33 protein-coding genes are annotated in these 24,402 nt (G+C 62.0%); 14 read left to right on the top strand and 19 right to left on the bottom strand.

All coding sequences use genetic code 11. The annotated features are described in order from the left end of the window. Window positions 1-6: 6 nt before the first annotated feature. Both AC07UB_RS14310 and AC07UB_RS14305 read left to right on the top strand, forming a co-directional pair. On the top strand, window positions 7-891 hold the full coding sequence (locus tag AC07UB_RS14310; protein WP_492792700.1) for a zinc-ribbon domain-containing protein: 885 nt from the start codon (window positions 7-9) through the stop codon (window positions 889-891). Then, window positions 892-1,269: a response regulator gene (locus tag AC07UB_RS14305; RefSeq protein WP_492790856.1), complete on the top strand. Its 378-nt coding sequence runs from the start codon at window positions 892-894 to the stop codon at window positions 1,267-1,269. Window positions 1,270-1,324: 55 nt separating this feature from the next. Here the strand turns inward: AC07UB_RS14305 and AC07UB_RS14300 are convergent, their stop codons facing one another. After that, entirely contained in the window at window positions 1,325-2,527 is a 1,203-nt protein-coding gene (locus AC07UB_RS14300; protein ID WP_492790857.1) for a multidrug effflux MFS transporter, read from the bottom strand. A 169-nt stretch (window positions 2,528-2,696) separates the two neighbouring features. Here AC07UB_RS14300 and AC07UB_RS14295 point away from each other — a divergent pair, with 169 nt between their 5' ends. After that, entirely contained in the window at window positions 2,697-3,485 is a 789-nt protein-coding gene (locus AC07UB_RS14295) for an SDR family NAD(P)-dependent oxidoreductase (protein ID WP_492790858.1), read from the top strand. 13 nt (window positions 3,486-3,498) lie between these two features. Here AC07UB_RS14295 and AC07UB_RS14290 read toward each other — a convergent pair whose 3' ends face one another. Beyond that, a complete protein-coding gene (locus AC07UB_RS14290) occupies window positions 3,499-3,912 on the bottom strand; it encodes an antibiotic biosynthesis monooxygenase family protein (protein WP_492790859.1) in 414 nt (137 codons plus the stop codon). A 107-nt stretch (window positions 3,913-4,019) separates the two neighbouring features. On the opposite strand from AC07UB_RS14290, the gene soxR reads away from it, so the two are divergent. Continuing rightward, window positions 4,020-4,481 (top strand): redox-sensitive transcriptional activator SoxR, encoded by a 462-nt coding sequence (gene soxR / locus AC07UB_RS14285; RefSeq protein ID WP_492792701.1) that lies wholly within the window; start codon window positions 4,020-4,022, stop codon window positions 4,479-4,481. A gap of 23 nt (window positions 4,482-4,504) precedes the next feature. On the opposite strand, the gene AC07UB_RS14280 is transcribed toward soxR, so the two are convergent. The 7 genes from AC07UB_RS14280 to AC07UB_RS14250 form a co-directional block, all read right to left on the bottom strand. Continuing rightward, entirely contained in the window at window positions 4,505-4,825 is a 321-nt protein-coding gene (locus AC07UB_RS14280) for an MmcQ/YjbR family DNA-binding protein (protein WP_492790860.1), read from the bottom strand. Between the two features lie 13 nt (window positions 4,826-4,838). Then, window positions 4,839-5,378, bottom strand: coding sequence for an SRPBCC family protein (locus AC07UB_RS14275; protein WP_494653584.1), 540 nt, complete (start codon window positions 5,376-5,378; stop codon window positions 4,839-4,841). A 33-nt stretch (window positions 5,379-5,411) separates the two neighbouring features. Continuing rightward, on the bottom strand, window positions 5,412-5,810 hold the full coding sequence (locus tag AC07UB_RS14270; protein WP_494653582.1) for a DoxX family protein: 399 nt from the start codon (window positions 5,808-5,810) through the stop codon (window positions 5,412-5,414). 15 nt (window positions 5,811-5,825) lie between these two features. Then, a complete protein-coding gene (locus AC07UB_RS14265) occupies window positions 5,826-6,353 on the bottom strand; it encodes an SRPBCC family protein (RefSeq protein ID WP_494653580.1) in 528 nt (175 codons plus the stop codon). 38 nt (window positions 6,354-6,391) lie between these two features. Continuing rightward, window positions 6,392-6,829, bottom strand: a complete 438-nt coding sequence (locus AC07UB_RS14260) for a VOC family protein (protein ID WP_494653578.1) — start codon at window positions 6,827-6,829, stop codon at window positions 6,392-6,394. Between the two features lie 63 nt (window positions 6,830-6,892). Next, entirely contained in the window at window positions 6,893-7,285 is a 393-nt protein-coding gene (locus AC07UB_RS14255; RefSeq protein WP_492790865.1) for an ArsR/SmtB family transcription factor, read from the bottom strand. 125 nt (window positions 7,286-7,410) lie between these two features. After that, complete coding sequence (locus AC07UB_RS14250; RefSeq protein WP_494653575.1) at window positions 7,411-9,969, bottom strand: TIGR02302 family protein; 2,559 nt, start codon at window positions 9,967-9,969, stop codon at window positions 7,411-7,413. 208 nt (window positions 9,970-10,177) lie between these two features. On the opposite strand from AC07UB_RS14250, the gene AC07UB_RS14245 reads away from it, so the two are divergent. Then, window positions 10,178-10,855 (top strand): methyltransferase family protein, encoded by a 678-nt coding sequence (locus AC07UB_RS14245; protein WP_494653573.1) that lies wholly within the window; start codon window positions 10,178-10,180, stop codon window positions 10,853-10,855. Between the two features lie 10 nt (window positions 10,856-10,865). On the opposite strand, the gene lysA is transcribed toward AC07UB_RS14245, so the two are convergent. The 3 genes from lysA to argH form a co-directional block, all read right to left on the bottom strand. Further along, complete coding sequence (gene lysA, locus AC07UB_RS14240; RefSeq protein ID WP_494653571.1) at window positions 10,866-12,125, bottom strand: diaminopimelate decarboxylase; 1,260 nt, start codon at window positions 12,123-12,125, stop codon at window positions 10,866-10,868. A gap of 7 nt (window positions 12,126-12,132) precedes the next feature. After that, on the bottom strand, window positions 12,133-12,414 hold the full coding sequence (gene lptM, locus AC07UB_RS14235; protein ID WP_492790869.1) for an LPS translocon maturation chaperone LptM: 282 nt from the start codon (window positions 12,412-12,414) through the stop codon (window positions 12,133-12,135). 82 nt (window positions 12,415-12,496) lie between these two features. Beyond that, the gene (gene argH / locus AC07UB_RS14230; RefSeq protein WP_492790870.1) at window positions 12,497-13,894 is read right to left on the bottom strand and encodes an argininosuccinate lyase; all 1,398 of its coding nucleotides are present in this window, start codon (window positions 13,892-13,894) and stop codon (window positions 12,497-12,499) included. A 107-nt stretch (window positions 13,895-14,001) separates the two neighbouring features. Here argH and tlpA point away from each other — a divergent pair, with 107 nt between their 5' ends. From tlpA to AC07UB_RS14190, 8 genes are all read left to right on the top strand, one after another. Continuing rightward, a complete protein-coding gene (gene tlpA / locus AC07UB_RS14225) occupies window positions 14,002-14,676 on the top strand; it encodes a thiol:disulfide interchange protein TlpA (RefSeq protein ID WP_494653641.1) in 675 nt (224 codons plus the stop codon). A gap of 60 nt (window positions 14,677-14,736) precedes the next feature. Beyond that, window positions 14,737-15,186 (top strand): ArsR/SmtB family transcription factor, encoded by a 450-nt coding sequence (locus AC07UB_RS14220; protein ID WP_494653568.1) that lies wholly within the window; start codon window positions 14,737-14,739, stop codon window positions 15,184-15,186. Beyond that, entirely contained in the window at window positions 15,153-15,500 is a 348-nt protein-coding gene (locus tag AC07UB_RS14215; protein WP_492792702.1) for an SRPBCC family protein, read from the top strand. Before AC07UB_RS14220 ends, AC07UB_RS14215 begins: the two co-directional genes overlap by 34 nt. Window positions 15,501-15,517: 17 nt before the next feature. Continuing rightward, window positions 15,518-16,144 (top strand): glutathione S-transferase family protein, encoded by a 627-nt coding sequence (locus AC07UB_RS14210; protein WP_494653566.1) that lies wholly within the window; start codon window positions 15,518-15,520, stop codon window positions 16,142-16,144. Window positions 16,145-16,193: 49 nt separating this feature from the next. Next, entirely contained in the window at window positions 16,194-16,553 is a 360-nt protein-coding gene (locus AC07UB_RS14205) for a DUF1428 domain-containing protein (protein ID WP_492790874.1), read from the top strand. A gap of 45 nt (window positions 16,554-16,598) precedes the next feature. Beyond that, window positions 16,599-17,075, top strand: coding sequence for a VOC family protein (locus tag AC07UB_RS14200; protein ID WP_494653563.1), 477 nt, complete (start codon window positions 16,599-16,601; stop codon window positions 17,073-17,075). A 139-nt stretch (window positions 17,076-17,214) separates the two neighbouring features. Beyond that, the gene (locus AC07UB_RS14195; RefSeq protein WP_494653561.1) at window positions 17,215-17,604 is read left to right on the top strand and encodes a VOC family protein; all 390 of its coding nucleotides are present in this window, start codon (window positions 17,215-17,217) and stop codon (window positions 17,602-17,604) included. A 52-nt stretch (window positions 17,605-17,656) separates the two neighbouring features. Further along, on the top strand, window positions 17,657-18,034 hold the full coding sequence (locus tag AC07UB_RS14190) for a VOC family protein (RefSeq protein WP_492790877.1): 378 nt from the start codon (window positions 17,657-17,659) through the stop codon (window positions 18,032-18,034). Window positions 18,035-18,040: 6 nt separating this feature from the next. Here AC07UB_RS14190 and AC07UB_RS14185 read toward each other — a convergent pair whose 3' ends face one another. From AC07UB_RS14185 to AC07UB_RS14160, 6 genes are all read right to left on the bottom strand, one after another. Further along, window positions 18,041-18,226: a putative motility protein gene (locus tag AC07UB_RS14185; protein WP_492790878.1), complete on the bottom strand. Its 186-nt coding sequence runs from the start codon at window positions 18,224-18,226 to the stop codon at window positions 18,041-18,043. An 81-nt stretch (window positions 18,227-18,307) separates the two neighbouring features. After that, a complete protein-coding gene (locus tag AC07UB_RS14180; RefSeq protein WP_492790879.1) occupies window positions 18,308-19,186 on the bottom strand; it encodes a 3-hydroxybutyryl-CoA dehydrogenase in 879 nt (292 codons plus the stop codon). A 162-nt stretch (window positions 19,187-19,348) separates the two neighbouring features. Continuing rightward, window positions 19,349-20,284, bottom strand: a complete 936-nt coding sequence (locus tag AC07UB_RS14175; protein ID WP_494653558.1) for an electron transfer flavoprotein subunit alpha/FixB family protein — start codon at window positions 20,282-20,284, stop codon at window positions 19,349-19,351. After that, window positions 20,284-21,030: an electron transfer flavoprotein subunit beta/FixA family protein gene (locus AC07UB_RS14170; RefSeq protein WP_492790881.1), complete on the bottom strand. Its 747-nt coding sequence runs from the start codon at window positions 21,028-21,030 to the stop codon at window positions 20,284-20,286. The genes AC07UB_RS14175 and AC07UB_RS14170 overlap by 1 nt, the downstream gene beginning before the upstream one ends. A gap of 132 nt (window positions 21,031-21,162) precedes the next feature. Continuing rightward, window positions 21,163-21,735: a cob(I)yrinic acid a,c-diamide adenosyltransferase gene (locus AC07UB_RS14165; protein WP_492790882.1), complete on the bottom strand. Its 573-nt coding sequence runs from the start codon at window positions 21,733-21,735 to the stop codon at window positions 21,163-21,165. 57 nt (window positions 21,736-21,792) lie between these two features. After that, on the bottom strand, window positions 21,793-21,990 hold the full coding sequence (locus AC07UB_RS14160) for a twin transmembrane helix small protein (RefSeq protein WP_492790883.1): 198 nt from the start codon (window positions 21,988-21,990) through the stop codon (window positions 21,793-21,795). A 299-nt stretch (window positions 21,991-22,289) separates the two neighbouring features. Between AC07UB_RS14160 and AC07UB_RS14155 the strand changes: the two genes are divergently transcribed. Then, the gene (locus tag AC07UB_RS14155) at window positions 22,290-23,174 is read left to right on the top strand and encodes a YihY/virulence factor BrkB family protein (RefSeq protein ID WP_494653555.1); all 885 of its coding nucleotides are present in this window, start codon (window positions 22,290-22,292) and stop codon (window positions 23,172-23,174) included. Here AC07UB_RS14155 and AC07UB_RS14150 read toward each other — a convergent pair. Next, on the bottom strand, window positions 23,125-24,375 hold the full coding sequence (locus AC07UB_RS14150) for an ATP-binding protein (protein WP_492790885.1): 1,251 nt from the start codon (window positions 24,373-24,375) through the stop codon (window positions 23,125-23,127). The two genes, AC07UB_RS14155 and AC07UB_RS14150, sit on opposite strands and share 50 nt — an antisense overlap. Window positions 24,376-24,402: the final 27 nt, after the last annotated feature.

Below are 24,402 nucleotides of genomic sequence, written 5' to 3'. Positions count from 1 at the left end.
TCGTCCATGCACATTGTCTGTCCCCATTGTACGACATCCTACGCGGTCGATCCGGGCAATTTCCCCGAGACCGGACGCCGGGTCCGCTGTGCCCGATGCCACGAAATCTGGCTGGCGACGCCACAGGAGCTGGCTTCGGCCAACGCCATGTCCCGGCCCGGGATGGAACCCGCCCGCCCGGAAGCCGGCTTCGAGCCGAACGATGACCCATCGGGCGACTGGCAGGACAACCACACCCCGCACATCGACAGCCCATCCATAGCCGCCGAATGGACCGAAGCCGAGACGACGCGGCCAGCCGCCGAAGCCGACCCCTACTGGTCTTCACTGGCCCAGCAGGACGCGATCACCGATGCCGTTCCGGCCAAATCCCGCTCACGATTCAAGGGCGTTGGCCGGTCCATCGCGCCATTCCTGAAGCCCGCAAACTGGGCCCAGGCACTGCCCGGCGCACTGACGCTGCCAACCGCCTGCCTGGCGCTCGGCGCAATCGTTTTTGCCCTCCTCGCCTGGCGCGCCGATGTGGTGCGCGCGATGCCGCAGACTGCGACCTTCTACAAAATGATCGGCATGGGCGTGAACCTGCGCGGCCTCGCCTTCGAGGATCTCAAGATCAGCACTGAGATGGTGGACAACAAGCCGGTGTTGTTGATCGAGGGCGCACTCATCGATGTCGCGCGCAGGTCAGTCGAAATTCCGCGCCTGCGGTTCATCGTGCGCGACGCCAAAGGCGCAGACATCTACGCCTGGAACGCGGTGCTGGAGCAGCCGGTGCTCAACCCCGGCGAAAAAGCCTGGTTCAAGACGCGGCTGGCATCGCCGCCCGCGGAAGGCCGTGAAATTGCCGTGAGGTTCTTCCACAAGCTGGATGTGGGCTCCGGAGGCACCTGAATGCCGCGCGTTCTCATCGCAGACGACGAAGAGTCGATGCGCCTGCTGGTCGCGCGGGCGATCGCCATGGACGGCCATGAGGTCGTGACCGCGGAGGACGGCGCCGAGGCACTGGAGATTCTGACACGCGAAAGCGGCGCATTCGACCTGCTTCTGACCGACATCAAGATGCCGGTGATGGACGGCATCGCGCTGGCGCTGGCGGTGGCGCGTGATTTTCCGCGGTTGACCGTTCTCATGATGACGGGCTTCGCCGATCAGCGCGAGCGCGCCTCAGGGCTGGACGCCATCGTCCACGATGTGATCACCAAGCCATTTGCCGTCGCGGACATCCGCACCGCGGTGGCGGATGCATTGGCATCGCGGAAAATCGACTGACCGTCATTAATTGACGCGTTTTCTTTACACGAACCGGTCTTCACTTCGCTCCATGCTATTCCGCCAGTTGTGGCGCGACCTTGCCCGGCCGTAATGTCAGCCGCGTCAGAATGAATGCCGCAACCGCGCATACCGCGATGGTCGCCACCATCGGCAGCGAGGTGCCGTTGAAGAATGCGCTGGCGACGACAATCATCACCGCGCCCGTGACCATTTGCAGCGTACCGCCCAGTGCTGACGCCATGCCCGCGATCGGCCCGTGTTCCTCGAGCGAAAGGACCATCGTCGACGGGATCACCAGGCCGAGCCATGCGAACGCGCAGAACAACATCACGATCAGAACAGCGAGATTATCGACGCCGCTCGCGATGACGACGAACAGCGCGACCGAAAACGCCGCGTAGCAACTGACCGCGACCGAGACGACTCGCGCGATCCCGAAGCGCCCGGCGAGATAGCCGCTGAGTTGCGACGCCCCGATGAAGCCGATGGCATTGACGGAGAATGAGAGGCTGTACTGCGTCGGCGTCAGGCCGAAATGGCCGATGTAAATGAATGACGAACTGGCAAGAAACGCGAAGAAGCTCGCCATGCCAAAGCCGCCGATGAAGGTCAGCCCAAGAAAGCGCCAGTCGCGAAACAATTCGCCGAATCCGTCCAGCACGCTGCGGACGCTGACCTGAATTCGCTCCTCCGGCGGCCGGGTTTCAGGAAGCACGAAGGCGACCAGCAGGAACGACAGGAGCGCCGCGACGGTGACCGCCACAAATACTGAGCGCCAGCCGAACGGCACAATCAGGCCGCTGCCGACCAGCGGCGCCAGAATCGGCGAGACGCTGAACACAAGCATGACCAGCGACATCAGGCGCGTCGCGTCGACCCCGGTATGCAGATCACGGATCACTGCCCGCGGAATCACCATGACCGCCGCAGCGCCAAGACCCTGCAGGAAGCGAAACGCAATCAGCCACGTGATGCTGGGCGCCAGACCGCAGCCGATGCTGCCGAGCGCAAACACCACGATTCCGAAATAGAGCGGCGGCTTGCGGCCGACCATGTCGGACACTGGCCCATATACAATCTGGCAAACACCGAGCGACACGAAAAAGGCCATCAGCGTCATCTGTGTTGCCGCAGTGGAGGCGTGAAGATCCGCGGCGATCGCCGGCAGCGCGGGCAGATACATATCGATGGCGAAGGGTCCGATCGCGGAGAGCAGACCCAGCACGATCGCGTTCTTTGCAAAATTTGATGACATGACGTGACGTATCCTGAATATTCTTGGCGATTGTGTGGGCGGCCTGCCGGTCAGTCCGCGCGATGGGTCAGCAACCGGTCTCGGGTCGCATCGAAGAGGTTGTGAGGCCGCCCGAAAAATGGTCAATGCCATGGTGATCGATGGCATCAAACAAGAAACGGAACGGGACATGGCGAAAGAACAACAGAAGATCGCGCTGGTGACGGGCGCCGCACGCGGCATCGGCCTCGCCGTGGCTAAACGATTTCTGGCCGAAGGCTGGCGCGTCGTCCTGCTCGACATCGAGGCCGAACTTCTTGCCCAGACTTACAAGACGCTGGCCGCACCCGACACGACACTGGCGATCCATTGCGATGTGTCGGATGCCGATGCCGTCGCGGCCGCGTTCAAGCAAGTCGTGCAGCATTTCGGCCGGCTCGACGCGCTTGTCAATAACGCCGGCATCGCGATCTTCAAGCCCCTGCTGGAAACCACGCAGGCCGACTGGGACCGCGTGCTGGCGGTGAACCTGACCGGGCCGTTTCTGTGCACACAGGCGGCCGCGCCGCTGATGCGCGAGAACGGCGGCGGCGCCATTGTGAATATCACATCGATTTCCGCGCTCCGCGCCTCGACCCTGCGCACCGCCTACGGCACCAGCAAAGCCGGCCTCGCCCATCTCACCAAACAGTTCGCCGTGGAGCTTGCGACGCTGGGCATCCGCGTCAATGCGGTCGCGCCCGGCCCGGTCGACACTGCGATGGCCAAGGCGGTCCACACGCCCGCGATCCGCGCCGACTATCACGACACCATTCCGCTCAACCGCTACGGTCTCGAGGAAGAACTCGCCGAAGCGATCTTCTTCCTGTGCAGTGAGCGCGCCAGCTACATCACCGGCCAGATGCTGTGCGTGGACGGCGGATTCGAAGCGACCGGCATCGGCCTGCCGACGCTGCGCGGAGAAGGCCGCAACGGCTGAGAGCAAGCCGCATTCACGATCTCCACCGCGAAGACGCTCGTGCAGCAGCGTCTCCTGTGTGCGCCGTTCCGCGGCGCTCGGTTCGGCGCGCGCGACTGGACTCAACGCGCGATTGGCCCATGCCATCGGTAAGACCCACGATTCGCGCTTGATGCTCCGCAAACATCGGCGTTGCCGTCCAGCTCTCGTAGTGATCTTCCGTCTCGAACACGCTGATGAGCAGAGCCGAGCTTCCATCCACATCGCGATAGACCCGGCCGCCGTGAAATCCGGGAACCGCGTCCGCGAGACGATTGCGCGCGGTTTCCAGAAAATTTGCAAGTTCGTCGAGTTTCCCCGGCTTGGGCGTGAAGCTGTTGATGAGCACGAACGGCCGGGATGGGCTGTCCTGCGATTGAATTCGGTCCTGATATGTCGCGTCTGGCATGGTTCCATCTCTGATTGTCGGTCGGCCCTTTCGATCATCGAAGCATACCGCTTGCGGCGACCGTGCTCGTAGCCTAGAACCTCAACCATAGTTGAGGTCAAGCCATGATGAAGCACGAGAAATTGACGGGAATTGCACGAGAACTGAGCGTCGGCGAGGTCGCAGAACGCTGCGGGGTCGCCGTCTCTGCTCTCCATTTCTATGAGTCGAAGGGGCTGATTGCGAGTTCGCGAAACCGTGGCAACCAGCGCCGCTATCCGCGAGCGGTCCTGCGCCGTGTCGCCGTCATCAAGGTGGCGCAGAGCACCGGGTTGCCGCTCGCGACGATCCGCGATGCCCTTGCATCGCTGCCTGACGGACACGTCCCGACCGCCAAGGATTGGACCAGGCTCTCGGCGAAGTGGCGTGCCGACCTCGACGATCGGATCGCCAAGCTGACCCGCTTGCGCGATCAGCTGAATGGTTGCATCGGATGCGGATGCTTGTCGATGAAGACATGCCCTCTGTGCAATCCTGGGGATCGGCTTTCGACGCAGGGCACCGGAGCAAGACTGCTCGATCCGTCCTAGCAGCCAGCGACCGTCACCACTTGTCACGTCCGCTTTTTCGGTAGCGCATGTTGCCATGCCGTTTCCAATGCATTCCTGAGTTCAGCGACGCCGAGCGCCGCAAAACTGAGTGTCGTCCATCCCTGCTTGCCCCAGGCATTCGGGACCGGGGCGAATGCGTTTGGCGCAAGCAGGCATTTGAATTCCTGCTCTTCCGGTGAGAGCTTGAGATTGGCAGTGCGGCCATCGGCAGCGAGCGTCACGTAAATCCGCGCCACCTTGAACGCCGCACGGTCAAAATGCGGCGCCTCTGTTGTGCCTTCCAGCGAAAGCGCGATACGCCGCAGATCGCGAGCGGTTGCCATGGCAGATCACCAATCAAACCGGTTTCTCGGCAACGGCCTTCATGCTGGTCAGTCCCTGCACGAACTGATCGCCGCACATCCGGTCGATGTTCATGAACAGGTGCATGATCTTCGCCATGAAGGGCGCCGGACCGTGCATCGCCCAGGTGACGTTCGTCGCGCTGCCCTGCGGGCGCATCGTGAACTCGGCGAAATTGTGAGCCTCGAACGGACTGAAGAAATCCAGCTTGATGACGATCTTTGACGGTGGCGTCGTCTCAAGAATCTCCATGCGGCCTTGGCCGACGTTCTTGTTGCCGGTCCACTCATATACCGATCCCTTGCCGCTCGGTGCGCCGCTGAAGGTCCGCTGCATCACGGGGTCAAGGTTCTCATAGGGCGACCATGAACCCCAATGCCTGTAGTCGTTGATCAGCGGAAAGATTTTATCCGCCGGTGCATTGATGTCGATCGACCGTTCAACGCGAAACGTGTCGGGGCGCATCGCCGCGAGAATGAGAACGATTGCGATAACAACAGCGAGAGCAATCGCGATGTACATCAGAATGGTCATGCCTTACTCCACTTGCCGGAATGTGATCGATAATCATCGTCGCCAGGGAAAGATCAGGCGCAAGCGCTCGTCCCGCAGATAGAGACCGCCCCAGATCATAATGCCGAGATAGACGCCGAACAGCGTATGACTGAACAGCGGGCTGCCGGCGCGGACATGCACGTAGATTGCGCCGCCGAGATAGCCGGTCAGCAAGATCGCACCGAGTACCGAGGTGCGCGGCCATGCATAAAGCACCGTGCCGATCAGCGTCAGCACGCCGAGCATGACCGCAAGATCGGTCGGGATGCCAAGCTGGCGGGACGTCTCGATGACGATATCGAGCGGGATCAGTTTGATAGCGCCGTCGAACAGCAGAAACACGATCACCAGACCGCTAAGGATGCGGCCAGTCCACAGCGCGACCGGCGAAATCGGAACGAGTTCATCCATGATACTCTCCGGAATTCAGGCGCGCAGCGATGAGAGGTAGGCCGCAAGCTGATCCCACGTCCCGCCGAAGCCCTGAGTCATGCTGTCGAAGTTGCCCTCGAACGTCGCGCGCTCTTCGTCCGTCGCGTTCAGCGCGACCACGCGATTGACCAGCAGGGTTTTGCTGCCCTGATCTATAAAAGTCGCTGTCCCCAGCATTTCAACCGGCCATGTCGGCGCCATCGGATGACGGGTCAGGCCTGCATTCTTGTCGGAAAACGAACTGATGAAGACCAGCCGCTCGGGCTTTACGATTTCGCGGAACACCCACTTGCCCCACATCTCGCTGCCGTCCGGCCCCTGCATACCGTAGTGGAAAGTGCCACCCGGCTTGAGGTCGAGATTGCCGACGATCATCTTGAAGCCCTTTGGGCCCCACCACTTCATCAAATGGTCCCGCTCCGTGAAAACCTGCCAGACCAGATCGCGCGGTGCGTCGAACACGCGCTCGATGACGAATTCCTTGCTGAAGACTTCCGCCACGGCGGATTGAGCTGATGTCATTTCTTTTCTCCGACGGATTTTCTGACACCTCGTGATGATCAGGCGGCTACGGGCGGTTGCGGATGCGCGAGGCTCCAGCCGTGGCCGAACGGATCGCGCACCTGCGCGTAACGTGCGCCCCAGAATGCGTCCCACGGTTCGAGGATCGATGTTGCGCCGGCGGCAATGGCGCGCTTGTAGGCTTCGTCACAGTTCGGCACTTCGAGGTGAATGAGAAACGTCGAACCTCCGAGCTTGCCGGGAGATTCGGTTTTGCCGTCGCCGTGGTTACAATACTCCGGGAAGTAATCCATCAGATACACGGCGGCGCCGTTGATCATCATCTGTGCGTGCATCAGGCGCTTGCCGTCTTCCGCGGGCATCCGCAGCGTTTCGATCGCGCCGAACGCCTTGCTGTAGAACGCGAGCGCATCGACGGCGCCGTCCAACACGATATGCGGGACAAGCGGGGGAAGCTGGGCTGGCTGGTCGGTCATGGATAAACTCCTCACTGGCTGATGGTGATGGGATTTCTGACATTCGCTGCCGTAAACGGGTCTCTATTTTTTGAGCGGCGCGCGCGGAGATTTGCGCTTCGCGGTCTTGCGTCGCTTCGCGGGTGTTTCCTGCTTCTCCGTGGCCTGCAATTCGCCGAGATATTCCTCGAGACGGTCGAGCCCCGCCTCCCAGAAGCGGCGATATTCTTCAAGCCAGTCGTCAACTTCCTTGAGCGCGGCGGGTTCGATCCTGCACGGCCGCCACTGCGCCGCGCGGCCCCGCGTCACCAGCCCGGCATGTTCCAGCACCTTGAGATGCTTGGAGACCGCCGGAAGGCTCATCTCGAACGGCTCGGCAAGTTCGGTCACCGACGTCTCGCCCAGCACCAGCCGCGCAAGAATGGCACGGCGGGTGGGGTCGGCAAGCGCCGCGAATTTGCTGCTGAGTGGGTCCATCGGCATCTTCATATAACCAATCGGTTAAATAACCTTCTGGTTAAATACAAGCGTCTCCGCGACCTGTCAAGCGATCCATTTTGAAAATCTGGTTCGGTTTGGAACCGGACCGACCTGCCCGAAGCTCAATAGTCCTTGAGCAGGCGCTCGATGTAATCGAGCTCGATCTGCGGCCGCGCCGGGTCCGCGAGGCGACGGCGCAGTTCTTCCAGAATTCGCCGCACGCGCTGCACATCGATCTCGCCGGGAATCTTCACCGTGAGATCGTCGCTCCATTCACGGCCGCTGAGTGGCCGTCCCAGCGGATCGGTGGTGTTGCCCCTGTTCTGCTGGCGGCCTGCGCGGTTGCCCGGACCGCCGTCCTGCCCCTCGCCGGGCTGCATCGACTGCGCGAGATTCTGCGCGCCCTTGCGCAGAGCTTCCAGCGCTCTCCCTTGCGAATCCACGGCGCTGTCGGCGTTGCCCTGCCCAAGCTGATTGCCCGCATCGCCCATCGCAGAATCCGCGTCGCCAAGCGAGTCGCCGCCGTCCTGCTGGCCGTCCTGCCCCTGACCGGGCTGCTGACCCTGCCCCGGCTGCCCCTTCTCGCCGCGCTGGCCCGGCATCATGCCGTTCTTCTTCATGTCATCGAGCAGCTTGCTCAGCCGGTCGCGCAGCGCCTGCTGGTCCTGACGCAGGCCGTCCATTGCATTCTGGTCGCCCTGCTCGCCGCGGCTGCGGTCGCGCCGGGAATCCTGTCCCTGCTTGAAGGTCTTGTCGCGCAGTTGCTGCTGCTTGCGAATCATGTCGCCGAGTTCGTTCAGCGCCTGCTCCATGTCGCCATCGCCCTGGCCGGGCTGCGCCATCTGCAGGTTTTCCAGCATCTGCTGCATCTGATCGAGCAACGCGCGCGCCGCGTCCTTGTCGCCGGAGCGCGACAGCCGCTCCATGCGGTCGATCATGTTCTTGAGGTCCTGCTGACGCATGACCTTGGTGTTCGGATCGAGCGGCCGCGCCAGTTGCTGTGGATTGTTGCGCAACTGTTCGGCAAGCTGACGCATGAAGTTGTCCAGCGCCGCACGCAGGTTGTCCGTGAGTTTCTTGATCTCCTCGTCGCTGGCGCCGCGCTCCAGTGCATCCTTCAGCGCGTCCTGGGCGGCCCGCAGCGCCTTCTCGACATCGCTGATGTTGCCGTCCTCGATCGCGACCGCGAGCGCCCACAGATTGTCAACGGTTTCGCGCATCGATTCACGCGATTTGGCGCGGCCGAGTTGGGCCGCGATGCTGCGCATGCCGAGATAATACCCAAGCTCCGGCGTAAACGCCTCGGGCGCGATCGTCAGCGCCTCAAGGGCGATCAGCACCAGCGGCTTCTGGTTGGCGTCAAGCGCAAGGTTGCGGCGCTGCTCGATCAAAGCGCGCGCCAACGGCTTTGCGAACAGCCGCTCCGGCATCCGCATGTCGAACGGCTCGCTGCGCCCCTCGTTGCCGGCCTCATCCTTCGCCGTCAGCGTCAGCGTGACATCGGCCCCGGCATAGGGATTTTCGCTGAGGTCCTTCACCGTCTGGCCGACGCCATTACGCGTCCTTGCGTTCGGCAGCCCGAGCGTGATCGACGGCGGATCGTATAGCGGCTGCGGCGTGGCGGCATCCGGCTTGCCGCTGGAGCGTGGCGCGAACTGCGCCTGCGCTTCGGTCACGCCGTAATCGTCTTCGAGCTTGTAGGAGAGCAGCAGCGCACCCTTCGCTTGCCGTTCGGGATCCTTGGCAAGCGAAATCGACGGCGCGCGGTCGGGCATCGCCTTGAAAGTCCATTGCGGCTGCCCCGACGGCGAGCGCACATGCGCGGTGCCGTCACTGGCAATGGTAAAGCGCCGCTCGTTGGTGCCCTGCGGCGCATTCTCCGTGACGGGAATTTCCGTCACGCCGCCACCGGCAGAAACATCCAGCCTGCCGCCGCTGGAGCGGACGATCAACGTACTTCCCGCAGGCACGGAAACGGGACCGGCGTCGGACGGCGGCGTGTCCTTGTTGACGGAGGCCGACAGAATGACCGGCGGACGGCTCGTGTAAGGCGGTGGCGTCACCCACGCATCGACGCGAACGTTGGCTGCGGAAAACGCGCCGTTCCAGTCGAACGCCGCGACCACCCGCGCAAATCGGTCGTTGCCGGCGGCGACAAAGGTCGCGACCATCAGTACGACGACCAGCGCACGAAATGCCCATGGATCGTGGAGCGCCAGACGCGGGGACGGCAAACCCGCGCGGATGCGCTTGATCGACGCCAGCGTCCGCACGCGCTGCTCCTGCCACAGCGCCTGCGTGAGCGGGTCCTGCGATTTCAGCGTATCGGTGAGCGCCGTGGCGGGGCGATGCGGGATGCCGGTGCCGCGATCGAGCCGGCGCAATGCGTCTTCACGGGACGGCCAGCGAAAGCGAATCGCGGGAACAAGCGCTGCCACAGCAAACGCCGCAAACACGACAAATGCGACGATGCGTACCGCGAAGGGGAATGCGACCCAGAGTCCGGCCCACGACGCGGCCAGGAAGAGGCCGACGACCGTCAAAAGCCGCGCGAGATGCGGCCAGCCGCGCTCCCATGCAACCGCAAGCCGCGCGCGCTGCAAGGCCTGCGCAAGCTGAAGCCTCCGCGCCGATTCAGGATCGCGCGGACGCTCGGTTGGGTCTGGGATCGGTCCGCTCAACAGGCTCTCCAGATTTGCGATAGCGCAGCGTATCACAGCGGCGGCAATGAGGCATGGCCTCAACGCGCATACCCACATGCAAAGGTCCTGCCGCCCCCCCATGTTGGGGTGTCACGAAAGCGTGACAGACAAAGCCCGACCGTCGGTCTTGGAGGCATCCGCCTTGGGGCTAATTGAGAGGCGCGCAAAACGAAGCTGGAAGATCATCATGACGGCCAATGCACAGAAAGCCATGACCGGCTTGCTCAAGGCGATGATCGTTCTCGCGGTTCTGTTGTTTCTACCCGCCTGGACACTGCGTTTCCGGGAAGGCTGGGTCTATCTCGCAATCATGGCGGCCTGTTCCGCCGCCATCATCCTGTATCTCGCGAGACATGATGACGCACTGATCGGACGGCGGCTCAAGGCAGGGCCGGTGGCGGAAAAGGAAAAAAGCCAGAAGATCATTCAGGCCCTGACGTCGGTCTTCGGCATTATCCTCTATCTGGTGCCGGGCTTCGATGCGCGCTGGCATTGGTCGCACATTCCGATGGCATTGGTTGTCATCGGCCAGATCGGCGTCGCGCTCGGATTCTTCATCACGTTTCTGGTGTTTCGCGAGAACACCTATGCCTCGAGCATTGTCGAGGTGACCAAGGATCAGAAGGTCATCTCAAACGGGCCCTATGCGATTGTCCGGCACCCGATGTATGCCGGCGTGGTGCTGCTGTTTCTCGCAACGCCACTGGCGCTCAATTCCTGGTGGGCATTCATTCCGGCGATCGCCTTGAGCGCAATGATCGCGGTTCGCCTGATCGATGAAGAAAAATTTCTCGTCGCCAGACTGTCCGGCTATGACGACTATTGCCGGGATGTCCGTTATCGGCTGGTCCCGGGTATCTGGTAATATTGGGTGACTATAGCCAGGGCGCCGTGCGGTCCATCGCGATTAGCGCATCGGCATCGATACGCGGCCGCACCACCGCATACTGTCCATCCTTGACCAGCACTTCCGGCACCAGCGCACGGGTGTTGTAGCTGCCGGACTGCACCGCGCCGTAAGCGCCCGCGGTCATGATCGCAATCAGATCGCCCCGCTTCGGTTCGGCCATCCTGCGATCGAGCGCGAGATAGTCGCCGGTCTCGCAGACCGGACCGACCACATCGGCGGTGAAATCGCGCGCGGCATTCTCGTTCACCGGCAGGATATCGTGATGCGCCTCGTACAGCGTCGGACGGATCAGATCGTTCATGGCGGCGTCGATGATGACGAAGTTCTTCGCATCGCCATGCTTCACATAGATCACGCGGCTCACGAGAATTCCGGCATTGCCGACGATCATGCGGCCCGGCTCGAACATCAGTGTTGCGTCAAGACCCTTGGTCACACGCTTCACCATCGCCGCATAGGCGGCCGGTTCCGGCGGATTGGGCAGATCGTGCTCGTACGGAATGCCGAGGCCGCCGCCAAAATCCACATGCGCGATAGCGTGGCCGTCAGCGCGCAGCGTACCGACAAACTCCACCAGCAGCTTGAACGCGTCCTCCATCGGGCCGAGATCGGTGATCTGGCTGCCGATGTGCATGTCGACGCCGGTGACCTTGATGCCGGGCAGCTTCGCGGCGCGCGCGTAGACCGCGCGGGCGCGGCTCAACGGAATCCCGAACTTGTTTTCGGACTTTCCGGTCGAGATTTTCGCATGTGTCCTGGCGTCGACATCCGGATTGATGCGCACGGAAATACGCGCGGTGCGGCCCGTCTCGCGCGCGAGATTAGACAGCAATTCGAGTTCGGGTTCGGACTCGACATTGATGCACAGAATGTCTTCGGAGAGCGCCTGACGTAGCTCGGCCTCGGTCTTGCCGACTCCGGAGAACAGAATTTTTTCCGGCGGGATGCCGGCGGCCCGCGCGCGCTTCAGTTCGCCACCGGACACGACATCGGCGCCGGCGCCGAGTTTCGCCAGCGTGCGCAGGACGGACTGATTGGAATTTGCCTTCATCGCGTAGCATACGAGGGTCCGCACGCCGGCAAAGGCTTCCGCGAAGACGCGGTAATGCCGCTCGAGGGTCGCGGTGGAGTAACAATAGAAAGGCGTCCCGACCTCGTCGGCGAGGCTGGCCAAGCTCACATCTTCGGCGTGCAGCACGCCGTTGCGATACTGGAAATGATTCATGGCGGGATCAGTCCAGGATCGCGTCGAGCGGAATGCGCTTTTTCTGACCCTTGGGAGCAACCGCGATGCTGCTGCTGCCCGGCGGGCGATAAACTTGGCTTTGCAAGTTCGACGCAGAGTTTTGCTCGGCGATTTCCGCCGCGGTCGCGCCGTTCTGTTGCTGCTCGGCGACGGCACCTGGCGGAAGGTCGAGGCCTGCCTTGCGGCCGCATCCTGCGAGCAGACATGCAGCGGCGATCAGCCCGATGGCCGTTAGTTTTGAGAGCGAAGGAATGGAGCGAGAAGCCACGGGTCAGTCCTTGAATTTGCGCGTCACCATACAAAGAAGGTGTCGCTCTGGCGAGGCCCGGAAATGATGAAAATTTCTGGCTTCAACCCAAATTTTGCTCTTTTTCCAGCCGCTTGAGCCATTCCTTGGCCTGCGCGCGGACGTTGGCGGGGGCCGTGCCGCCGTAACTGGTACGGCTTTCCACCGATGCCTGCACGGACAGGACTTCCAGCGCCTCGGCGGTGATCTTCGGCTCGACCGCCTGCATCTCGGACAATGGCACCTTGTGCAGCGCCAGTCCCTGTTCCGACGCTTTCGCGACGATACGGCCGGTGACGTGATGCGCATCGCGGAACGGCATCTTCAGTGTGCGGACCAGCCAATCGGCAAGATCCGTTGCGGTAGCATAGCCCTCGCCCGCCGCGACTTTCATCCGCGCTTCTTCCGGCACCAGATCGAGCGTCATCCCGGTCATCGCGCGAATCGCAAGAGACAGCGCTTCGAACGCCTCCATCGCACCCTGCTTGTCTTCCTGCATGTCCTTTTGGTAGGCGAGCGGAAGTCCCTTCATCACGATCAGCAACGCCGTCAGCGACCCGATGATGCGGCCGGTCTTGGCGCGCACCAGTTCGGCGGCATCGGGATTTCTCTTTTGCGGCATGATCGACGAGCCGGTAGTGAACTTGTCGGACAGCCGCACCAGCCCCACCAATGGCGAGGTCCAGATCACGATTTCCTCGGCGAAGCGCGACAGATGCACAGCCGCGATCGACGCCGCCGACAGCGTCTCGAGCACGAAGTCGCGGTCGGATACCGCATCGAGCGAATTTGCCATCGGCCGGTCGAAACCGAGCGCGCTTGCGGTGGCGTGACGATCGATCGGAAACGAGGTGCCTGCCAGCGCGGCCGCGCCAAGCGGACTTTCGTTCAGCCGCTTGCGGGCGTCCGCGAACCGGCCGCGATCGCGCGCCGCCATTTCGGCGTAGGCCAGCAGATGGTGACCGAACGTCACCGGCTGCGCGGTCTGCAAATGCGTGAAGCCCGGCATGACCGTGTCGGCATGTTCGATGGCGCGATCGACCAGCGCGCGCTGAAAAGCCGCAAGCGCCCTGTCGATGTTGTCGATAACGTCGCGCACATAAAGCCGGAAGTCGGTGGCGACCTGATCGTTACGCGAACGCGCCGTGTGCAGGCGGCCCGCCGCCGGCCCGATCAACTCACCGAGACGGCTCTCGACGTTCATATGGATGTCTTCGAGCGCGCGCTTGAAGGTAAAGGTGCCTTTGCCGATTTCTGACAAAATCGTGTCTAGACCGCCCGTGATGTTTTTTGCATCGTTTGCCGTAATGATGCCTTGAGCGGCAAGCATGGCTGCATGCGCCTTGGACGCCGCAATGTCCTGGGCGTAAAGGTGCTGATCGACGTCGATCGAGACGTTGATTTCCTCCATGATCGCATCGGGGCTTTCCCCGAAACGGCCGCCCCACATCTTGTTGCTCATATCTTGTTACTCACGCGCTCATCTTCATTAGGGTTGCCCGCCAACCGCTTCGCAAATTGCCACTCGCCACCATCGCAGCAGACCAGTCCCGGAGTATGACAAGCAAAATGCCTGACGCCGTCCAGCAACAACCCGGCCAATCTCGGAAGCCCTTCCGCCGCATCCCCATGGTCGCGGCAGCCATCCTTATAGGCGCTGGGATCGGATATGTCGGGGTATACGGGATCGGTGGGTTAACAGGCAATCCGTCTGGCGATCCGGAGTGCCGTCCGGCTGTCGATCTGGCCAGGAAAATCGCCCCCTTGGCGCGTGGCGAGGTCGCGGCATTAACCATGGCTCAGAACGCGCTGCGCGTACCGGACCTCGCCTTCGATGACGCCGAGGGCAAGCCGCGCAAGCTGTCGGAGTGGCGCGGGCGCACGGTGCTTGTGAATCTGTGGGCCACTTGGTGCGTGCCATGCCGGAAAGAGATGCCGGCGCTCGACAGCCTGCAAGGCAAACTGGGCGGACCGAACTTCGAGGTGGTCGCGATCAACATCGACACCCGCGATCTCGACAAGCCGAAAAACTTTCTCAAGGACGCATCTCTCACCCGTCTCGGCTATTTTGCCGATTCGAAAGCCAAGGTGTTTCAGGAACTGAAATCCGTCGGCCGCGCACTGGGAATGCCGACCTCCGTTCTGGTCGATGGCGCCGGTTGCGAAATCGCCACCCTTGCCGGGCCCGCCGAATGGGCGAGCGACGACGCGGTGAAGCTCATCAAGGCCGCCTCAGGGCAATAAGTCGCAGTTCCCTGGAATCCGCCTCTTGACCTCCTCGCGCACGCGCGTATACTTAACCATATGGTTTACTATTCAACTGACCGCCTGAACCGAGTTTTTGCCGCCGTCGCTGACCCGACGCGGCGCGCGCTGCTGGCGGAACTGGAAGGACGCGAGAGCATCACGATCAGCGAACTGGCGAAACCGTTCGATATGTCGCTGCCCGCGGTCATGAAGCATCTCGACGTGCTCTCGGACGCGGGGCTGATCACCAAGACCAAGACAGGCCGCACAGTCACGTGCCGCCTGACGGCGGCCCCGATGGAGCAGGCAATGGAATGGCTCAGCCGCTATCAGCGATTCTGGACCGCGCAACTCGATCGTCTCGCCGCTTTTGTGGAGAAGGATTCATGCTCACCCAGCCAAGCCTCACCCTCGCCCGACGACTCAACGCGCCCGCCGCAAGAGTCTTCGAAGCGTGGACAGACCCCAGAAAAATCGTCCAGTGGTTCGGACCCGGACACACAGTAGGCGACAGCGTCAAGGCGGACATGGATGTGCGCGTCGGCGGGCACTTCCGCATCAGCTTCAAGACCGACGACGGCGAATATCACGAGGTCGGCGGCAAGTATCTCGAAGTGTCGCCGCCGCAGCGGCTTGTCTTTAGCTGGGCGTGGCATTCGACGCCGGAGCGCGTGTCGCAGGTCACCGTGGTGCTGCGCGCCGAGGGCGACATCACGCTGCTGACGCTCACCCACGACAAGTTCTTCAACGAAGAGGCCCGCGACGGTCACGTCCGCGGCTGGACTGGAACGCTCGACAAGCTCGAGCAGCTGTTTGCGTAAGTGCGGAGGAAATCGACATGAAGCTGTTTTATTCCGAAACGCTGAATCCCCGGAAGGCCTGCGCCGTCGCCAAGTACCTGAACTCGCCCGTCGAGTTTGTTTATGTCGATCTGGCGAAGTCGGAGAACAGGACATCGCAATTTCTCGGCATCAATCCCAACGGCAAGGTTCCCGTCCTGCAGGACGGCGAGACGAAGCTGTGGGAAGCGAATGCCATCATGTGCCACCTCGCGCGCGTGGCGGGTTCGGATATCTGGCCCGACGACCAGCGGCAGATCGAAGTGATGCGCTGGTTGAGTTGGGATGCCAGCCATTTCACGCGCTTCGCCGGAACGCTTTACTTTCAGAATCTCGTCAAACCGCAGCTCGGTTTCGGCGAACCCGATGCCGCCGCCGTGCAGGAAGCCGAAAAATGGGTCCGGCAACACGGTTCGGTGCTCAATAACCATTTACGGGGCCGCGACTATCTCGTCGGCGATGCCATCACACTCGCCGACTTCGCGGTCGCCGCGACGTTGCCCTATGCGGAGAAGGCGAAGATTCCGATCGGTGAATTTCCCGAGATCGCGCGCTGGCACGCACGGCTCAACGAACTGCCGGCGTGGCGCGACCCGTTCCCGGGCCACCACGCCAAAGCCGCCTGATTCACCGCCGGTAACCGGCATAAACCTCGAAGCCACCAGGGAGTTCGAAATGCAGTACGTCGATGGATTTGTTTTGCCCGTCCCGAAAAGGAAGCTGAAAGCCTATACGGCCATGGCCAAGCTGGCCTGCAAGGTCTGGCTCGATCACGGCGCGCTGGATTATCGCGAGTGTGTCGCCGAGGACGTCAAGCCCGGAAAGGTAACGTCGTTTCCGCAGAGCGTGAAGCTGAAGACCGGCGAGACCGTGGTGTTTGCCTGGATCACCTACAAGTCGCGCAAACACCGTGACGCTGTGATGGCCAAGGTAATGAAGGACCCGCGCCTCGCAAACATGATGGACCCGAAGAAAATGCCCTTCGATGCCAAGCGCATGTTTTTCGGCGGTTTCGACACCATCGTCACGGCCTGAAATTATCCCATTCCACGTTCCATTCCCGCGTAAGGAGCAAGTCCGATGCAAAAGATCGTGCCCTGCCTGTTTTTCGACGGCAAAGCCGAAGACGCCGTCAACTTCTACAAGTCCGTCTTCAAGTCCGCCAAGGTCGGCCATATTTCCCGCTATGGCGACAACATGCCGATGCCCAAGGGCTCGGTCATGACGGCGGAACTTGAGATCGAAGGACAGAAGTTTCTGGCGCTGAACGGACCGCCGATGTTCTCTTTCTCACCAGCCATCTCGTTCATGGTGAACTGCGAAACCCAGCAGGACATCGACCACTATTGGGAGAAGCTCTCGCAAGGCGGCGAAACGCAGCAGTGCGGCTGGCTGAAAGACAAGTTCGGCATGTCGTGGCAGGTCGTTCCAAGCGACATGCCCCACCTGATGGGGAGCGCGTCACCGGCGCAGTCGCAGAAGATGATGGAAGCCGTGATGCAGATGACGAAGCTCGACATCAAAACCCTGAAGCAGGTCTATGAGCAGGCAGCCTAGCGCGGTCCACCGCCCCGCGCTCCCAGACCGGAATGATGCAAAGGCTATTCCGGCGCCCGGGGGCGCAACCAATCTCTACACCTGCGCGTTTCATGTCGCGTGGATGCAGGCTGAAACCATGATGCAAAGGAGTGCAGTCATGTTGAAGGCAAGCGAAGCGTTCAGTGGCTTCTCGACCAACGATCTCGGGAAAGCCAAGGAGTTTTACGGCCGGACCTTGGGACTCGAAGTCTCCGAGGAACACGGCCTCCTGACCCTGCACCTCGGCGGCGGCGCCGATGTCCTGATCTATCCAAAGCCCCATCATTCGCCAGCCACGTTCACTGTCCTCAACTTCCCTGTCGAGGACGTCGACAAAGCGGTGGATGAACTTGGCAAACGCGGCGTACGTTTCGAGATCTATGACGAACCGGGCTTCAAGACCGACGCGAAGGGTATTTCCCGCGGTAACGGCGGCCCCACCATCGCCTGGTTCAAGGACCCCGCCGGCAACATCCTGTCCGTGCTCGACGTAAACGGAGCGATGTAAACGCTGCCCTTTGCGGGCGACGAAACACGACGCATCAACGAAGGACGCGACCATGACATCCCACGGCCATTTTCACTGGAACGAGTTGATGACGCCCGATCCGGAGCGCGCGAAACAGTTCTACCAGAAGACCATCGGCTGGACATTTGAGGGGATGCCGATGGATGACGGCGCGACCTATTGGGTCGCTTACGCTGACGGCGAAATGGCCGCTGGAATCTTCCCGACCAACCGCCCCGCGTTTGAAGGCGTTCCGGAAGGCTGGATGTCTTATCTGGCGGTCGATGATGTCGATGCGCGGGTGAAGGCGGCGGTCGCAGCCGGCGCGCAACTGATGCGGCCGATCTTCGACGTGCCGCATGTGGGCCGTATTGCGATCCTGACCGAGCCCGGCGGCGCCGGTATCGGATGGATCACGCCAACCGCGTGATACGCGTCAGACTGAAATGTCGAGATTGCCGCCGACGCCCGGCGCGTTGTTTGCCGCCGGTGCGGGCTGAAGCAATTGCAGGACCGATTTCTGGGAATCGATATTCTGCTTCAGGACGCTGGTCGCGATCTGTTGCTGGGTGCTGGCAGCCTGCATGGCCATCATGCTGCTGACGATACTCATCATATCCATGGAAAACGCACCCGCTCTAACCGACGTGGCGGGAAACTAGCCGACAACAGTTAACGAATGCTGGACAGGCCGCGCGGGGCGCTATCGCGTCGGAATTGGCTTGTCGCCGCGGTAATCATAGAACCCGCGCTGCGATTTGCGGCCGAGCCAGCCAGCCTCGACATACTTCACCAGCAGCGGGCATGGGCGATATTTCGAATCCGCCAGCCCTTCGTGCAGCACCTGCATGATCGACAGACAGGTATCGAGACCGATGAAATCGGCAAGCTCCAGCGGACCCATCGGGTGATGTGCGCCGAGTTTCATGGCTGCATCGATCGCCTCGACGTTGCCCACGCCTTCATACAGCGTGTAGATCGCCTCGTTGATCATCGGCAGCAGGATGCGGTTGACGATGAAGGCCGGGAAATCCTCCGAGACGGCAATCTGCTTGCCCATCCTGGTGACGAACTCACGCGCGGCGTCGAACGTCGCGTCGTCGGTGGCAATGCCGCGGATCAGCTCAACCAGTTCCATCACAGGAACGGGGTTCATGAAGTGGATGCCGATGAACTTCTCGGGCCGGTCCGTCGAGGCCGCAAGCCGTGTGATCGAGATCGACGACGTGTTGGACGCGATGATGGCTTCGGGCCGCAGAACCGCGCAAACGTCGTGGAAAATCTTGCGCTTGACGTCTTCCTTTTCGACCGCGGTCTCGATCACGAGATCGCAGGCCGCCAGACCGTCAAGGCTGTCAGACGAGGTAATCTTAGCGAGTGCGTGTTTATGCGCATCCTCGGTGATGGTCTTCTTGGCGACCTGACGCGACAGGTTGCCATTGATGGTGGCCATCGCGGACTTGAGGCGGTCGGCGGATACATCATTAAGGACGACGTCGAAGCCAGCGAGCGCGGCAACATGCGCGATGCCGTTGCCCATCTGGCCCGACCCAATCACACCAACCGTCTTGATCGCTGCCATTCTCTTCCGGTCTCTGTGTCTTCGCTCGCTTTATCCGAGGCGGCAACAGCTTGCCGCGCCGTCCTTTATATTACGTGAAATACCGGCAGGCGTTTCAAAATTCCCGCCGGATCTCATCAGCAGCATACCACGGCCCCGGCGCATGGCGCGCCGGGATTCCTCCTAAAGCGCCGCGGTCAGTTCAGGGACGGCCTGATAGAGATCGGCGACCAGGCCGAAATCCGCGACCTGGAAGATCGGCGCGTCCTCGTCCTTGTTGATCGCAACGATCACCTTGGAGTCCTTCATGCCGGCCAGATGCTGGATCGCGCCGGAAATGCCGATGGCGATGTACAGTTCAGGCGCGACCACCTTGCCGGTCTGGCCCACCTGCCAGTCGTTCGGCGCGTAGCCGGCATCCACGGCGGCGCGTGATGCACCGACGCCAGCGCCCAGCTTGTCCGCGAGCGGTTCGATGTACTTGGCGAAGTTCTCGCGGCTCTGCATGGCGCGGCCACCAGAGACGATGATCTTGGCCGACGTCAGTTCGGGACGATCGCTCTTGGCGACTTCCTCACCGACGAAGCTCGACAGCGCCGGATCGGCTGCGGCGGTTGCGTTCTCGACCGAAGCGCTGCCGCCCTCGCCCACCGCGCCGAATGTCGAGGTGCGAACCGTGATGACTTTCTTGGCGTCCTTCGATTTCACGGTCTGGATCGCGTTGCCGGCATAGATCGGCCGCTCGAACGTGTCGGGCGAAACCACCTTGATGATTTCGGAAATCTGCATCACGTCGAGCAGGGCTGCGACGCGCGGCATCACGTTCTTGAAGCGCGAGGTCGCGGGCGCGACGAAGGCGTCATACGACCCGCCAAGCGAGACGATCAGCGCAGCCAGCGGCTCGGCCAGATCGTGTTCATAGATCGCGTTTTCCGCGAGCAGGACTTTCGTGACGCCCTTCAGTTTCGCGGCCGCTTCGGCGGCACCCTTGGTGCCTCCACCGCCGCCGGCCACAAGAACGTGGACCTCGGCGCCAAGGGCTGCTGCCGCGGTCAGAGCCTTGTTGGTGGAATCCTTGAGGGTGGCGTGGTCGTGTTCGGCAATCAGCAACGTGGCCATCAGAGCGCCCCCGCTTCCTTGAGTTTCGATACCAGTTCGGCGACGTCCTTGACCTTAACGCCAGCCTTGCGGCCCGGCGGTTCTGATGTCTTGAGAACTTCGAGACGCGGTGAGAGATCGACACCGAAGCTGTCGGCAGCCTTCTCGTCGATCGGCTTCTTCTTCGCCTTCATGATGTTCGGAAGGCTCGCGTAGCGCGGCTCGTTCAGGCGAAGATCGGTGGTGACGATCGCCGGTCCCTTGACCTTGACGGTCTGCAAACCGCCGTCGACTTCGCGCGTCACGTTGAAGTCCGATCCATCGACTTCCAGCTTGGATGCGAATGTGGCCTGCGACCAGCCGAGCAACGCCGCCAGCATCTGGCCGGTCTGGTTGCTGTCGTCGTCGATGGCCTGCTTGCCGAGAATGACGAGGCCCGGCTTTTCTTCGTCCACGATAGCCTTGAGAATCTTGGCGACACCGAGCGGCTCGATGGTGCTGTCGGTCTTCACGAGGATGCCGCGATCCGCACCCATGGCGAGGCCGGTCCGGATAGTCTCCGACGCCTGCGCGGGCCCGATCGAAACCACCACAACCTCGGTCGCCTTGCCGGCCTCTTTCAGGCGCAGGGCTTCCTCGACGGCGATTTCGTCGAACGGATTCATCGACATCTTGACGTTGGCGAGCTCGACGCCCGTCCCGTCGCTCTTGACGCGAATTTTGACGTTGTAGTCAATGACGCGCTTAACCGGCACCAGAACCTTCATCGGTTCCCTTTCGTCCTGAAATGGTTGATCACATCCACTCTAAAGCGGTTGGCGGCGGAACCTAAAGGTCCCGCCAATCCGGGTCAACGCGCGAAAGCTGGAATTCAAGGAAGGTATACCTAATATCAGCGCTCAGCGGTTTTGGCCGGGCACCCAGAGCACGTCGCCGGCCCCGTTGTCATTGACCGCACGGCTGGCCACGAACAGGAAATCCGACAGCCGGTTGAGATACTGGACGGCGGCGTCGCTCACGGGCTCGTTCGGCTGGGATGCCAGTTCCACAACCATTCGTTCCGCCCGGCGGCAGACGGTCCGGGCTAGATGAAGATGCGCGGCGGCCGGCGTTCCGCCAGGCAAAACAAACGAGCTGAGCGGCGCGAGGTTTGCGTTGAGCGCGTCGATGTCCTGCTCAAGGCGCTCGACCTGCGTCCCCAGCACGCGCAACCGCTCGGCCTTGCCGTCACGCTGCGGCACGGCGAGATCGGCACCGAGATCGAACAGGTCGTTTTGAATGCGTCCGAGCATGGCGTCGATGTCAGGCGCCTGCGCCAGATGAAGCCGGACGACCCCGATGGCGGCATTGGTCTCGTCAACGGTTCCGTAGGCGCTGACGCGAAGATCGTATTTCGGGCGGCGCTCGCCGCTGCCGAGCGCCGTGGTGCCGTCGTCGCCGGTGCGGGTGTAAATCCGATTGAGAATGACCATCGCGTCGATCCGTTATGACAACAAGGTGGTGATTGAAATCCGGTCGGCCCTCGTCAGTCAGCTTTTCCCGAGTACCCAGACCGCGAGCATCGCGATCACGATGGCGATGAACTGGAACAGCACGCGCAGGCGCATCAGGCGCTGCGACGTATTGGGAGAACCTCCGCGCATCATGTTGAACAGGCCGAGAAACAGCACGATGGTAACCGCGGCCAGGGCGATGGGGAGAGCAATGCTTGAGAGAAAGGATGACATAAGGGCTACATAACACCGGCTGCGGCATCGCGCCATTGCTTGAGGGAAACAGAGGGAAAGAACCCTTTCCGTCTTCAACCGTACATGACTTTAGGGGGCTGGTGATCCGGTTCTGACATTCGTATCATAATCGTGGCGGGCACTTTTACGAATGTCAAAACCAAAGGATCACCAGAATCATGGCTTGCTAGTGTCCTTTCGTATCCGACGTTCGCTCGGAAGCTGCTACGGAGTGAAGCGAACATCGGATACGGGACACTAGCGCGGTAAATCATGGGTGTGATGGAACAGGGTGAAACGTGAGGCTGCTTCGCAACGCCTTCAATATCGCGCTCGATGCGTTCTACACCTTTCTGGCCGATGACGGCTGGGCGATCGCCAGCCACATCGCGCTGTCGGCGCTGATGGCGCTGTTTCCCTTCCTGATCGTGATTACGTCGCTTGCCGGCTTTTTCGGCTCGAAGGATCTCGCGGACCAGGCGGCCGAACTGATGCTGGATGCCTGGCCGTCGCAGGTGGCCAGCGCTCTGTCCGGCGAAATCCATAACGTGCTGACACAATCGCACGGCGGTGTTCTCACCATCGGCGTCGCGCTGGCGATCTATTTCGCATCGAATGGCGTAGAGAGCCTGCGCGTCGGACTTAACCGCGCCTATGGCGTCGTCGAACCGCGGCGCTGGTACTGGCTGCGGCTGGAATCGATCGGCTACACCATGGTCGCCGCGGTGACGTCTCTCGCCATGGCGTTCCTGATCGTGCTCGGACCGCTGATCCTCGCCGCTGCACGGCGCTATGTGCCGCTGCGGGTCGAGCCGAACGAAGACCTTCTCAACGTCCTGCGGTACGGCCTGACCATCGTCGCGCTGATCGTCGCGCTGGTCATCCTGCACAAATGGCTACCGGCCGGCACGCGCAAGATGCGCGCGATTATGCCGGGCATCGTCGTGACGATGGTCGCGTCGCTGGTTTCCGGCATCGTGTTCGGAAAATATCTCGAACGCTTTGCCAGCAACTACGTCACGACCTATGCCGGCCTCGCATCGGTGATGATTGCGCTGGTGTTCCTGTATTTCATCGCCGCGATTTTCATCTACGGCGGCGAGCTCAATGCCTCCATCGTCAAGGCGCAAAAATCTAGCGCTTTGCCGCCTGAAGCAGAGCCGTCGCCAGCGCGCGTGGGCTGACGGGCTTGGTCAGGAACGCATCGGCGCCGGCGGCGCGCGAGGCCTGCTCGTCCTCTGCGCGGCCCGACACGCCGATGATGGTGATGCGCCCTTGCGTGCCTTCAAGCGCCCGAACACGCCGGATCGCCTCGATGCCGTCGATACCCGGCAACACCATGTCCATCAGCACCGCATCGAAGTCGCCTTGCGCGATACGCTCCGGCGCCGCCTCGCCGCGTCCGATGAATTCGGTCTGATGGCCGAGTTCGGTGAGAATGGCATTGAGCACGACGCGGCCGAACGGATTGTCCTCGATACTCAGGATACGAAGGCTCTGCGCCGAATGCAGCGGCGTGTCGGCCCCAGGGACCGTCGCCAGTCCCTTGGCGCGCTTGAGCGCCACGGTCAGCGTGAACGTCATTCCGCCACCGCGCCGCTGGGTCGCAACGATATCGCCTCCCATCGCGCGCGCAAGCTGCTTGACCGACGACAGCCCGAGGCCCGCGCCGCCGAAGCGGGAGGCAATGCTGACATTGGCCTGCGAGAACGGCTTGAACAGCCGCCTGATCTCCGCCAGCGAGAGGCCGATGCCGCTGTCGGACACCGCGAACGCGACGCCGAGTCGGCCCGCCGGCCCGGACACGGCGGACACACTCAGTGCGACCTTGCCCTGCGGTGTGAATTTCACGGCATTGTCGATCAGGTTTTCGAGCGCCGCTCGCAGACGCACGGGATCGCCGATCACAAAGGCCGGTAGTTTCGTGGCGATGTCGACCTGCGACTGCAGGCCCTTCGCCGCGGCCCGGCCGGCCATCGAATCCCCGATGGCCCGCGCCAGCGCCTGAAGGTCGAAAAAGTCCTGACGGACTGCGAGCCCGGTGCTGCCGCTGCGAGCGGCATCGACGAACAGCGTGGCGAGCGCGGCCAGATGCTCCGCGCCGACCTTGATGGTATCAACCCAGCGCCGTTCGCGCTCGCCCAGCTCCGAGGTCGCGAGCAGCGAGCTGATCGCCAGAATGCCGGTCAGCGGCGTGCGGACTTCATGGGCGAAAGCGGCAAGCGCAGCTTCGACGATCCGGGCCTCGGACGGCGGACGCTTTGCGCGGGACGGACTACGTGGTCGCTTCACGATCTTTTTCGGCACGCGCTTTTTCGGCGCCGGCCTTTTGGCCGCGCGTTCCGATCCCGTTTTCCGGCGTTTTGCAGGCGATTTCGCCGCCATGATTCCCCGACCCATCCCCGCATCAAC

The sequence above is a fragment of the Afipia sp. GW821-FHT04G03 genome (assembly GCF_059419985.1).
Note: the sequence above shows the minus strand (reverse complement) of the source record. Positions and strands in the feature narration are given on the sequence as shown.

What these genes read in the sequence shown, in the direction of transcription:
- AC07UB_RS14185 (WP_492790878.1), bottom strand. Translation starts at nt 18,226, where the DNA reads ATGGATATGATGAGTATCGTCAGCAGCATGATGGCCATGCAGGCTGCC.
- lysA (WP_494653571.1), bottom strand. Translation starts at nt 12,125, where the DNA reads ATGAATCATTTCCAGTATCGCAACGGCGTGCTGCACGCCGAAGATGTG.
- tlpA (WP_494653641.1), top strand. Translation starts at nt 14,002, where the DNA reads ATGCCTGACGCCGTCCAGCAACAACCCGGCCAATCTCGGAAGCCCTTC.
- AC07UB_RS14255 (WP_492790865.1), bottom strand. Translation starts at nt 7,285, where the DNA reads ATGGACCCACTCAGCAGCAAATTCGCGGCGCTTGCCGACCCCACCCGC.
- AC07UB_RS14175 (WP_494653558.1), bottom strand. Translation starts at nt 20,284, where the DNA reads ATGGCCACGTTGCTGATTGCCGAACACGACCACGCCACCCTCAAGGAT.
- AC07UB_RS14170 (WP_492790881.1), bottom strand. Translation starts at nt 21,030, where the DNA reads ATGAAGGTTCTGGTGCCGGTTAAGCGCGTCATTGACTACAACGTCAAA.
- AC07UB_RS14275 (WP_494653584.1), bottom strand. Translation starts at nt 5,378, where the DNA reads ATGACCATTCTGATGTACATCGCGATTGCTCTCGCTGTTGTTATCGCA.
- AC07UB_RS14245 (WP_494653573.1), top strand. Translation starts at nt 10,178, where the DNA reads ATGACGGCCAATGCACAGAAAGCCATGACCGGCTTGCTCAAGGCGATG.
- AC07UB_RS14205 (WP_492790874.1), top strand. Translation starts at nt 16,194, where the DNA reads ATGCAGTACGTCGATGGATTTGTTTTGCCCGTCCCGAAAAGGAAGCTG.
- AC07UB_RS14180 (WP_492790879.1), bottom strand. Translation starts at nt 19,186, where the DNA reads ATGGCAGCGATCAAGACGGTTGGTGTGATTGGGTCGGGCCAGATGGGC.
- AC07UB_RS14160 (WP_492790883.1), bottom strand. Translation starts at nt 21,990, where the DNA reads ATGTCATCCTTTCTCTCAAGCATTGCTCTCCCCATCGCCCTGGCCGCG.
- AC07UB_RS14190 (WP_492790877.1), top strand. Translation starts at nt 17,657, where the DNA reads ATGACATCCCACGGCCATTTTCACTGGAACGAGTTGATGACGCCCGAT.
- AC07UB_RS14290 (WP_492790859.1), bottom strand. Translation starts at nt 3,912, where the DNA reads ATGCCAGACGCGACATATCAGGACCGAATTCAATCGCAGGACAGCCCA.
- argH (WP_492790870.1), bottom strand. Translation starts at nt 13,894, where the DNA reads ATGAGCAACAAGATGTGGGGCGGCCGTTTCGGGGAAAGCCCCGATGCG.
- AC07UB_RS14310 (WP_492792700.1), top strand. Translation starts at nt 7, where the DNA reads ATGCACATTGTCTGTCCCCATTGTACGACATCCTACGCGGTCGATCCG.
- AC07UB_RS14220 (WP_494653568.1), top strand. Translation starts at nt 14,737, where the DNA reads ATGGTTTACTATTCAACTGACCGCCTGAACCGAGTTTTTGCCGCCGTC.
- AC07UB_RS14305 (WP_492790856.1), top strand. Translation starts at nt 892, where the DNA reads ATGCCGCGCGTTCTCATCGCAGACGACGAAGAGTCGATGCGCCTGCTG.
- AC07UB_RS14200 (WP_494653563.1), top strand. Translation starts at nt 16,599, where the DNA reads ATGCAAAAGATCGTGCCCTGCCTGTTTTTCGACGGCAAAGCCGAAGAC.
- AC07UB_RS14295 (WP_492790858.1), top strand. Translation starts at nt 2,697, where the DNA reads ATGGCGAAAGAACAACAGAAGATCGCGCTGGTGACGGGCGCCGCACGC.
- soxR (WP_492792701.1), top strand. Translation starts at nt 4,020, where the DNA reads ATGAAGCACGAGAAATTGACGGGAATTGCACGAGAACTGAGCGTCGGC.
- AC07UB_RS14280 (WP_492790860.1), bottom strand. Translation starts at nt 4,825, where the DNA reads ATGGCAACCGCTCGCGATCTGCGGCGTATCGCGCTTTCGCTGGAAGGC.
- AC07UB_RS14210 (WP_494653566.1), top strand. Translation starts at nt 15,518, where the DNA reads ATGAAGCTGTTTTATTCCGAAACGCTGAATCCCCGGAAGGCCTGCGCC.
- AC07UB_RS14260 (WP_494653578.1), bottom strand. Translation starts at nt 6,829, where the DNA reads ATGACCGACCAGCCAGCCCAGCTTCCCCCGCTTGTCCCGCATATCGTG.
- AC07UB_RS14300 (WP_492790857.1), bottom strand. Translation starts at nt 2,527, where the DNA reads ATGTCATCAAATTTTGCAAAGAACGCGATCGTGCTGGGTCTGCTCTCC.
- AC07UB_RS14150 (WP_492790885.1), bottom strand. Translation starts at nt 24,375, where the DNA reads ATGGCGGCGAAATCGCCTGCAAAACGCCGGAAAACGGGATCGGAACGC.
- AC07UB_RS14195 (WP_494653561.1), top strand. Translation starts at nt 17,215, where the DNA reads ATGTTGAAGGCAAGCGAAGCGTTCAGTGGCTTCTCGACCAACGATCTC.
- AC07UB_RS14165 (WP_492790882.1), bottom strand. Translation starts at nt 21,735, where the DNA reads ATGGTCATTCTCAATCGGATTTACACCCGCACCGGCGACGACGGCACC.
- AC07UB_RS14265 (WP_494653580.1), bottom strand. Translation starts at nt 6,353, where the DNA reads ATGACATCAGCTCAATCCGCCGTGGCGGAAGTCTTCAGCAAGGAATTC.
- AC07UB_RS14270 (WP_494653582.1), bottom strand. Translation starts at nt 5,810, where the DNA reads ATGGATGAACTCGTTCCGATTTCGCCGGTCGCGCTGTGGACTGGCCGC.